The organism is Mesorhizobium sp. 128a, assembly GCF_053848025.1.
Map to the genome: position 1 here is coordinate 1 of NZ_JBSPKY010000051.1, position 9,682 is coordinate 9,682.

Below are 9,682 nucleotides of genomic sequence, written 5' to 3' on the forward strand. Positions count from 1 at the left end.
GCGTCGCTTCGCGCGTCTTCTGCTGGTCCGACATTGCGTCGGAGATGCGGTGCGGGCCTCCTTCGCGTTCCGGGACTACACCTTGGAGGTACTGTGGGGCTGAATTTTCAACACGCACCCTTCCCAATCGCTCACCTGGACTGGAGACCAATTGGCCACGTGGCGGAGGTACGTCTGTTTGCGGATTTTCGGCAGCTTGGTGGGCTTGCCGTCGCTCGCCCTGAGAACGCGACAGGCCGGTTGGTTGATTTGCTGCACCGCTGTACGGTCTATGAGACTGTTGTGTGGATGCATCGCCGATATGAGGTCTTCCTGCTGCGCCACGCAAGTCGAGCACGGTTTGCCCACGCGGCCGGATCGTGCCTGCTTGCATGCCTTCGTGCGTTGGATCGGCGCGCCAGCGTTCGGCATCAGAACGCGACGGCCTTGCTTCCTGAGTTGCTGGAGCAGGCATATCGCCAGCGCGCCATCCTGCTCTTGTGCTCGGCTCGGATGCGGACAACCTGTCGGGCGGGAGCGCGCCCCTTTCCACGCCCCCGGTTGTTCGACCGGCGCGCCAGGAAACGCCGTCCGAACGTGAGCCCTCGTCGCGATTTTGTCCGCCGCCATGACCTCCAAAAGGTCGCTGCGAGCCGGAGCCTTGGACGAATTGCTCAGAACCATCGTGATCACGCCACCTTCCCGGCCGGCCACTGCGGCCGGGCTCGGGTTCCACCTCCAGGTGCGCGCTGGTTCGCGAGCTTTCAGACGCGTCCGGCCAGCGATTTTCATCGGAAGGCGATGAGCTAGTTCCCGCCACAGGGCGGAAGCGACGGTGATTCCCACCAAGGGCGCCCTGCAGCGCAGCGCCAAGGAGCCGATGTGCGCCACCGCGAGGACCGGCGATCCGAACCGGCGGGCCCCCGCTGGCGAGGGGGGCAATAGCGGAAGATGAAGCGCCGGAACCCTGAGAGTCAGAGCGCATCCGATCTAAGGCCGAATCGACCAATTGTTCCTGTTCGCCGGCGTTGGGAGCTCGAGCGCGAGAGCCGCCAACGCTCTCAGTCTCGCTGGCATCAGATTCAGAAATGGGCAACTTTCCACGGTCGTCAATTCTCACAGTTCAACTCCGATGTGAGGCGACATTGCCGCCGGCCCTCAGGGATTCGACTACGCGCCGATTGGCCGCCTATATTCGTCTTACCTGACGGTGAGCTGACGGAATGGCCGACCAGGGGCGCCGCCCGCCTTTGAAACGTGTTGTGGCATTCTGCTCCGAGTACAGCCTTCAAGAATCCCCACGCTGACCGGCCGCTTGGCGAGCTCAGCATGGCTCCGCTTGCTACCGAGGCGCGACGCGGAAGCTCCCGCAGCCTTTTTTAAAGCAGAGATCGACAAGCGGATGGGTTCTAAGGACAGCCGGGACTGTGCCGCGTAACCGTTCGTCGGGAAGCCGGATTGAGCTGGCCTTGACGCGGGCGTTCGTCATAGCGGAGGAAGAGCCAACTAAAATTGTCTGAGCAAGGGCGAGATGCGGCGGAAGATGTGGCCACGGCCTAGACGACGAGGTTGGCGGCATTTCCTGCGCGAGTAAGAAAACTCTCCTGTTTTCAATCGCAGGCCACCCACCAGAGACCCAAAATTCCGGATTGGTAAACCCCGTAAAACGTTAAATATTTCCGACATCACACCATTGTGCCGTTCAGAATTATCTGTCGCTGTCCGGAATTAGGCCGATCTTCGGAGGTCGTTTCCGCGTTCGTGCAATAGCTTGAGCGCATCGCTGCCGCACAACATGACACGAAGCGTGGTCTCGATCCGGGGAAAACGAATGCTGCCAACGCCGTTCGTCGGCTCCCTCAACGTTGTGTTCGGTGCCGATCCTCACGCAATCCTCCCGCGTCGGCTGCCCAATCTTGAAAAGCATGCCGATACAGCTTTCTATCTGATCCATAGCCTGGATATCACGCCTCGGCCTATGAAGGCGATTGTTATCTACGGTGAGAACACCTCCCTTCGCGCGCTTTGCTACCTCCTCCAGAACTGTGCTGCCGTTACATGCCGCTAATCGATGAGTGTTGCCGGCGAGCAGTAAAGCGAAGCCGCAGCGCTCCTGAAGATGCAGCAGCTCCTGCGAACCCAGATCGACCACGCAACGGGGGGAAGGGTATGAAGGCCAAGGCAGCTGTGAAGCAACCGCGCTCCTGGGCGGCAAGGTCATCCTGGACCGACAGCGCGATTCGGCCCGGGACGCCAACCGGGGAGAGAGAGATCCGTTGTCCTGGCATCCATGGCGCGAATGGGTCTGATCCAAAGAATCAACTTCAGCAATCTGTTGAGTAGCATTAGACATCACTGATCTACTCGATCGATGAAAGCAGCTGGTGCGCACCGAAGAAATCATCGCCTGTTTGATGTGATCTGCGCGCTTCTGATGTGGCCAGCTCAGGTGTGGAATTTGCTAACGCCGCGATCGGCGTGGAAAGGAGTGCGAAGAGAGTATGTGCGGGATTGTGGGCATCGTCGGGCAGCAGCCTGTCGCGGAACGGTTGGTCGATGCGTTGAAACGTCTTGAGTATCGGGGCTACGATTCGGCGGGTGTCGCGACCATCGACGGCGGAGCGCTCCGTCGGCGGCGCGCCGAGGGCAAGCTTGTCAATCTCGAGGCAAGGCTGAACGAACAGCCTCTTACCGGCACTATCGGGATCGGCCATACGCGCTGGGCGACGCATGGCGCGCCAACGGAACGCAATGCCCACCCACATTTCACCGACGGCATCGCAGTGGCGCATAATGGCATCATCGAAAATTTTGCTGAGTTGAAGGACGAACTGGCCGCTGCCGGCGTCGAGTTCCAGACCGAGACCGACACGGAGGTCGTCGCGCATCTCCTGGCGATACTTCGCCGGGATGGAATGGAACCGCGCGAGGCGATGTACGCGATGCTGAAGCGGCTGAGGGGTTCCTATGCTGTCGCTATTCTCTTCGAAGATGATCCGTCGACTATCATGGCGGCCCGCAACGGTCCGCCTCTGGCGATCGGCCATGGGAATGGCGAAATGTTCCTCGGCTCTGATGCCATCGCCCTGGCCCCTTTCACCAACGAAGTCACCTATCTGATCGACGGCGATTGGGCGGTGATCGGCAAGTGGGGCGTCCATATCTTCGACATGGATGGCAATGTCGTCACCCGCCCGCGCCAGGTCTCGATGGCGAGGGCCTATATGGTCGACAAGGGCAATCATCGCCATTTCATGGAGAAGGAGATCTACGAGCAGCCGGCTGTCGTAGCCCAGGCTCTCAGCCACTACGTCAACTTAATTGACAATCGCGTCGCGCCCGTTTCCAGCGCGATCGATTTCGCCAAGGTGCCGAGCCTTGCCATCTCCGCCTGCGGCACGGCCTATCTGGCGGGCCTGATCGGCAAATACTGGTTCGAACGCTATGCGCGCCTGCCGGTGGAAATCGACGTCGCGTCGGAGTTCCGCTACCGCGAGATCCCACTGTCGCCGCAGTCGGCAGCACTCTTCATCTCGCAATCGGGCGAGACCGCCGACACGCTGGCATCGCTCCGCTATTGCAAGGAGCATGGCCTGAAGATCGGCGCCGTAGTCAATACCCGCGAGTCGACGATTGCCCGGGAATCCGATGCAGTCTTTCCGATCCTGGCCGGCCCGGAGATCGCTGTTGCTTCCACGAAGGTTTTCACCTGCCAGCTTGCCGTTCTCGCCGCGCTTGCGATCAGTGCCGGCAAGGCGCGCGGCACCGTCAGCGACGATGAGGAGCAGGCGCTCGTCAAGAGCTTGGCCGAGATGCCCTGCATCATGGGCCAGGTGCTGAACAGCCTCCAGCCGATGATCGAACTTCTGTCCCGGGAGCTGTCGAAATGCCGAGACGTGCTCTTTCTCGGCCGCGGCACCAGCTTCCCGCTGGCTATGGAAGGCGCACTGAAGCTCAAGGAGATTTCCTATATCCACGCGGAGGGCTATGCTGCGGGCGAGCTGAAGCACGGCCCGATCGCGCTGATCGACGAAAACATGCGCGTCATAGTCATCGCGCCCCACGATCGCTTCTTCGAAAAGACCGTTTCCAATATGCAGGAAGTGGCGGCACGCGGCGGCCGCATCATCCTGATTACGGACGAAAGAGGTGCGGCTGTATCCAAACTCGACACGATGCACACGATCGTGCTTCCCAAGGTCGACGAGATCATTGCACCGATGATCTTCTCCTTGCCGGTTCAACTCCTTGCCTATCACACGGCCGTCTTCATGGGGACGGACGTTGACCAGCCGCGCAATCTGGCAAAATCGGTCACTGTCGAATGATCATCAGGCCGGAAACGGGACGAAGTCGTGGCTGCATGTCGGCTGTGACGGCCGCCACGTTGCGATCTGAAATATCCTCCGATGGTCACCGATCTGGAAGACCTGCAGGCCATGCTGCCGGTCCTCGAGGCCGTCGTGCAGACCTCGAAGCCGCTGCTCATCATTTCGGAAGACGTCGAAGGCGACCCCCTGGCGACGCTGGTCGTCAAAAAGCTGCGCAGCGGCCTGAGATCGCCGCCGTCAGGGCCAGGCCCCGCCTACCACGGACGGATCACCAAGCAGGGTCGCGGACATGCCCGCGGCATGCTCGTTGAAGCAGCTTGGGCGGCAGCAACGCGCACCAAGGCCGCTCCGTGCCTTCTTCCTGCGTGTGCGGGCGCGGCGCGGCCAGCATGTCGCGGTCGTGGCAACCGCACGCAAACTCGCTGTCATAATCTGGCATCTGTTGACGAAGGGCGAGAGCTACGCCTGGGCGCGGCCATCCCTGGATGCCAAGAAGTTGCGCGACATGGAACTCAAGGCTGGCAGCAAGGCTGCGCGCGGCCAAAAGGGAGCCGCGCACGCCTACAACATCAGAAGCCATCGAGATGAAGAGCGGCGCTGGGTTGAGCAAGCCGAGGGCGCCTATGCCCGCTTCGTTGCCGGCTGGAACCCGCGAGGTCCGAAGAAGGCGCGCACGGATGCCGCAAATGAGGTGCGACGATAAAGGCTGCGCGGCGGGTCACTCACCTCTGATCCCGCTCTTCGCCACGCGATCACCCATGCGCAGCGGGAGAATATCGCAAATCCATCGAAAGCTCTTGTCGATCACATCAGTGGTCCATGGGTGCCTGGTCTTGCTGGTCCGGTGCTCGATGTCGTTTGTGGCGCAGGTATATTCGAAGGCACGAGCCCAAAAGCGTTCGCCGTTTGCGATGGCCTCCCTGATCAGCGGCACGGCCGAACCGCCGGCGCCGGGCGTGGTGAACTGGATGCCGTAGCACCTACGGAATGGATGGGAGGGAGCCGCCGAGACAGCGGTGCGCGCAGCTTCGCTGCAGGCGCGCACCGCTTGAGGCGACCATGGCCAGTCAGAGTTTCTCTAAAATGTGAACGTCACAACCCATTCCGGAGAGACCGACCATGACCACTCCAAATTCTACCCCCCCGATGCGGTGCCGGTAGCGATCGATATCGCCAAGGCACGCAATGAGGTTCTGATCGAAGCGCCGAACCAAAAACGCCGCCGCCGGCTGCAGGTCCTCAACAATCGTTCCGAACATGACCGCCTGATCGAGGCTCTGCAAGCCTATGGCCAACCGGTGGTCTGCGGCTTCGAGGCGACAGGGAATTATACCGACCCATCGCATGGCGCCTAGCCGAGGCCGGCTTCGATGTGCGGCTGGTGTCTTCGCTGGCGCTCGCTCGAACCCGTGAGGCCTTGCACAACAGTTGGGACAAGAACGATCCCAAGGGCCAGCAGCCCAGCCGCTCCGGCGTGCGTTGGCTCGTCGAAGCACACCCAGCGCCTGTCCCATCTCGGCCTCGAGCACCTCCTGCACCACCGCACCGCATCACTTCGTGCGATGCTTCTGGGTTCGTTGACGGCAGCGCTGGCGGATCACACTGCGTTGTCGTTGGTAACTATACAATGCGCACCGCTATTACTGAAGAATTTTCGTTTCGATAGCATCATTTAAGATTTCGAATTGCAGTAGCACTGCTATTTGCTGTACTCATAGCGGCCAAAACCTTCCATTTAGGCATAGTCTTCAGTTCATCCGCTTTTGCCAGCAGCGCCTTCACCGCCTGGGCCGCGCCGCGCTGGCCCAGAATATATACGATGTCGTCCTTGCTGAGCTTCTGGCCGCTGAACTCCAGCGCCGCCAGCGCCTTTGCGCTTTCTCCCATCAGCGCCTTCACCGCCTGCGCTGCGCCCTTATTCCCCAGGATCTTGAGAATATCGTCCTTGCTGAGATTCTCGCCGCTGAACTCGAGCTCCGCTAGCTCCTGCGCGTTTTTCAGCAGCGCCTTCACCGCCTGCGCCGCACCACTGTTGGCCAGAATCGTGATGATATCGTCCTTGCTGAGCTTCTCGCCGCTGAGCTCCAGCGTCGCCAGCGCGCGCGCGTTGTCGAGCAGCGCCTTCACCGCCTGCGCCGCACCATTATTGGCCAGGATCGTGAGGATGTCGTCCTTGCTGAGCTTCTCGCCGCTGAACTCGAGCTCCGCTAGCTCCTGCGCGTTTTTCAGCAGCGCCTTCACCGCCTGCGCCGCACCATTATTGGCCAGGATCGTAAGGATGTCGTCCTTGTTGAGCTTCTGGCCGCTGAGCTCCAGCTCGGCCAGCGCCCGCGCGTTGTCCAGCAGCGCCTTCACGGCCTGCGCCGCGCCGCCGGCCCGCAGAACCTTGACGATATCGTCCTTGCTGAGCTTTTGGCCGCTGAACTCGAGCTCCGCCAGCTCCTGCGCGTTGTCCAGCAGCGCTTTCACTGTCTGGACCGGGCTGCTGTAGGCCAGCATCTTGAGAATATCGTCCTTGCTGAGCTTTTGGCCGTTGAACTTTAGCGTCCCCAGCGCCGCCGCGTTCTCCAGCAGCGCTTTGACCGCCTGCGCCCCACCCTTGTTCGCTATGGTCTTGAAGACATCGTCATTGCTGAGCTTCTGGCCGCTGAACTCCAGATCCGCCAGCGCCTTTGCGTTGTCCAGCAGCGCCGTCACCGTCTGCGCCGCGCCGGCATGGCCCAGGATCTTGACGATATGATCCTTGCTGAGCTTCTGGCCGCTGAACTCCAGATCCGCCAGCGCCTTTGCGTTGTCGAGCAGCGCCTTCACGGCCTGCGCCCCACCCTCTTGGCCCAGGATCCTGAGGACATCGTCCTTGCTGAGCTTCTGGCCGCTGAACTCCAGCTCCGCCAGCGCCTTTGCGTTCTCCGACAGCGCCTTCACCGCTTGCGCCCCACCCGTGTTCCTCAGAATTTTGAGAATATCGTCCTTGCTGAGATTCTGATCGTTGAACCCCGGCGCCGCTGCCCTTGCCAGCAGCGCCGTCAACGCCTGCGCCCCGCCGGGCCGCCCCATTATCTTGAGGACATCGTCCTTGTTGAGCTTCTTGCCGCTGAGCTCCAGCTCTGCCAGCGCCTGCGTATTGTTCAGCAGCGCCTTCACCGCCTGTGCCGCGCCATCATTGCCGAGGATCCTGAGGACATTGTCCTTGCTGAGCTTCTGGCCGCTGATCTCCAGCGTCGCCAGCGCCTTTGCGTTCTCCAACAGCGCCTTCACTGCCTGGGCCCCGCCGACGCGGCCCAGGATCTTAACGACATCGTCCTTGTTGAGCTTCTGGCCGCTGATCTCCAGCTCTGCCAGCGCGTGCGCGTTGTCCAGCAGCGCCTTCACCGCCTGCGCCCCACCCTTGTTCGCTATGATCTTGAAGACATCGTCCTTGCTGAGCTTCTGGCCGCCGATCTCCAGCTCCGCCAGCGCCTGCGTATTGTTCAGCAGCGCCTTCACCGCTTGTGCCGCGCCATCATTGCCGAGGATCCTGAGGACATCGTCCTTGCCGAGCTTCTGGCCGCTGAGCTCCAGCGTCGCCAGCGCCTGCGCGTTGTCCAGCAGCGCCTTCACCGCCTGCGCCCCACCCTTGTTCGCTATGATCTTGAAGACATCGTCCTTGCTGAGCCTTTGGCCGCCGAGCTCCAGCTCCGCCAACGCGCGCGAGTTATCCAGCAGCGCCTTCACCGCCTGTGCCGCACCTTCATTGCCCAGGATCTTGAGGACATCGTCCTTGCTGAGCTTCTGGCCGCTGAGCTCCAGCGCCGCCAGGTCTTTTCCGCGTTCTCCCACCAGCGTGTTCAGCGCCTGCGTCCCACCCCTGTTCCTCAGGATCTTGACGACATCGTCCTTGCTGAGCTTCTGGCCGCCGAGCTCCAGCTCCGCCAACGCGCGCGAGTTATCCAGCAGCGACTTCACCGCTTGTGCCGCGCCATCATTGCCGAGGATCCTGAGGACATCATCCTTGCTGAGCTTCTGGCCGCTGAGCTCCAGCGTCGCCAGCGCCTGCGCGTTGTCCACAAAGGCCTTCAGGGCAAGCGATCCACCTTTGTGCTTACCAATGGCTTCGCACTCCGCGCGTGACAGTTCAAACCTCGTCGCCATCGCTCCGTCCCCAAGCTCTGCGACTTTTTCATCGAGCTTGCGACGGCTTGTCGGTCTCGAGCTTGACGCCGTCTCCGGGCGACTCTCGTCCATGGCGATTGTCTGCGGCACCCCGAGTCGGTCTTGGAGAGCCCGTCGATCGCCGACGAGGTTGTCGAGGTGCCGTGGCATTTGCCTTGGCAGCCGTTCTTGCGCCAATTGTCCAATCAAGGCCCGCGTGGCCTCGAGCGCAAGGACGCCGCAATCGTGGCCGTTCTGCTGCTGGGCCATGCGCACTGGCTGCAGGCTGGCGCCCAATCGTGTTGCGAGGTCTTCTGCATTGGCGCTGTTGGACAACCCGGCCGAGTCATAGTGATAGGCGACCGGCGCTTGCCGCCGGCGCCGATCCATAAACAGCAGTGACCAATGGGCGCCGCCGCCGCCAGCTGTAGCATTGTTCACGGGCAGGAACAGGAAATCAGCTGTATCGCTCCCCTGGTCATCAAGGACGATCCCGGAGAAAGTTTGCTCTGTTTCGTACTCGTCCGTGGCCCAGCGCAGCAGATGGGCCTGCGCGGGCTGCACGAACCGGGTCTGGGCGGCCATATCGGGATTGTCCCTCTGCAACTCCTCGCGCAGGAGAGCGTAATCCGCCGCGATATGCTCATCGCCCAGCCATTCCTTTTCGCCAAGGACTGGATGCTGCGGCGGGACATCCAATCGCGGGCGTTGAGCCGCCCTGTCGACTTCCTCACGCTCGCTGGCCTGGTTCTTGCGTTTTTCGGGCTCCCGATCGCGCCCCATAGCCTCGTTCTGGACCGCTGGCTGCTCTTCCGGCAGTCCCGGAACCAACGGCTCATGTCCGGCAGGACTCTCAGGAGCGCTCTCTGGTCCGGCAACAGCTTCACAAGGCGCGGCCGGCGGGGAAAGAGGCGCAGGCTCCGCAAAGGCGGAAAGATGCTCGTGGGCTTGCGGATCCGTCCCGCCGTTCACGTCCATATCCGACACCGCAAGGTGGTCCTGCGCCAATTCCATCGTGCTATCCATGTCCATCGGGTCGGGGGGCGGTGGCGTGAGGCCGGTCGCTAGAAGACCGTCTCGCTGGAAACGCTCGACCATTTGCCGTGCCAATCCGGAATAGGCATTTTGAAGCCGAGCTCGCGCCACCGCCCACAGCGGAGGCGGTAAATGTTCGACTATGATGTCGATGGCCTGCCTGTAGTCTTCCGGCGCTCCCCCGTCGGCGGCACAAGACCCAGCAG

The 9,682-nt window shown here is 61.7% G+C and carries 4 protein-coding genes and 2 pseudogenes; 3 read left to right on the plus strand and 3 right to left on the minus strand.

The window, feature by feature from the left end:
- Nucleotides 1–75: 75 nt before the first annotated feature.
- Nucleotides 76–672, minus strand: coding sequence for a hypothetical protein (locus tag ACWTU9_RS32695; protein WP_455861931.1), 597 nt, complete (start codon nt 670–672; stop codon nt 76–78).
- A gap of 1,808 nt (nt 673–2,480) precedes the next feature.
- Between ACWTU9_RS32695 and glmS the strand changes: the two genes are divergently transcribed.
- Together glmS and ACWTU9_RS32705 are read left to right on the plus strand one after the other, a co-directional pair.
- A complete protein-coding gene (glmS, locus tag ACWTU9_RS32700) occupies nt 2,481–4,307 on the plus strand; it encodes a glutamine--fructose-6-phosphate transaminase (isomerizing) (RefSeq protein WP_455861932.1) in 1,827 nt (608 codons plus the stop codon).
- A 240-nt stretch (nt 4,308–4,547) separates the two neighbouring features.
- A pseudogene (locus ACWTU9_RS32705) lies at nt 4,548–5,013 on the plus strand (IS110 family transposase); the annotation flags it as partial.
- A 15-nt stretch (nt 5,014–5,028) separates the two neighbouring features.
- Here the strand turns inward: ACWTU9_RS32705 and ACWTU9_RS32710 are convergent.
- Entirely contained in the window at nt 5,029–5,244 is a 216-nt protein-coding gene (locus ACWTU9_RS32710; RefSeq protein WP_455861933.1) for a hypothetical protein, read from the minus strand.
- 151 nt (nt 5,245–5,395) lie between these two features.
- Here ACWTU9_RS32710 and ACWTU9_RS32715 point away from each other — a divergent pair.
- Nucleotides 5,396–5,769, plus strand: a pseudogene (locus ACWTU9_RS32715) (IS110 family transposase); the annotation flags it as partial.
- A 209-nt stretch (nt 5,770–5,978) separates the two neighbouring features.
- Here ACWTU9_RS32715 and ACWTU9_RS32720 read toward each other — a convergent pair.
- A complete protein-coding gene (locus tag ACWTU9_RS32720; protein WP_455861934.1) occupies nt 5,979–9,455 on the minus strand; it encodes a Ulp1 family isopeptidase in 3,477 nt (1,158 codons plus the stop codon).
- Between the last annotated feature and the right edge of the window lie 227 nt (nt 9,456–9,682).

What these genes read in the sequence shown, in the direction of transcription:
- glmS (WP_455861932.1), top strand. Translation starts at nt 2,481, where the DNA reads ATGTGCGGGATTGTGGGCATCGTCGGGCAGCAGCCTGTCGCGGAACGG.
- ACWTU9_RS32720 (WP_455861934.1), bottom strand. Translation starts at nt 9,455, where the DNA reads ATGGAATTGGCGCAGGACCACCTTGCGGTGTCGGATATGGACGTGAAC.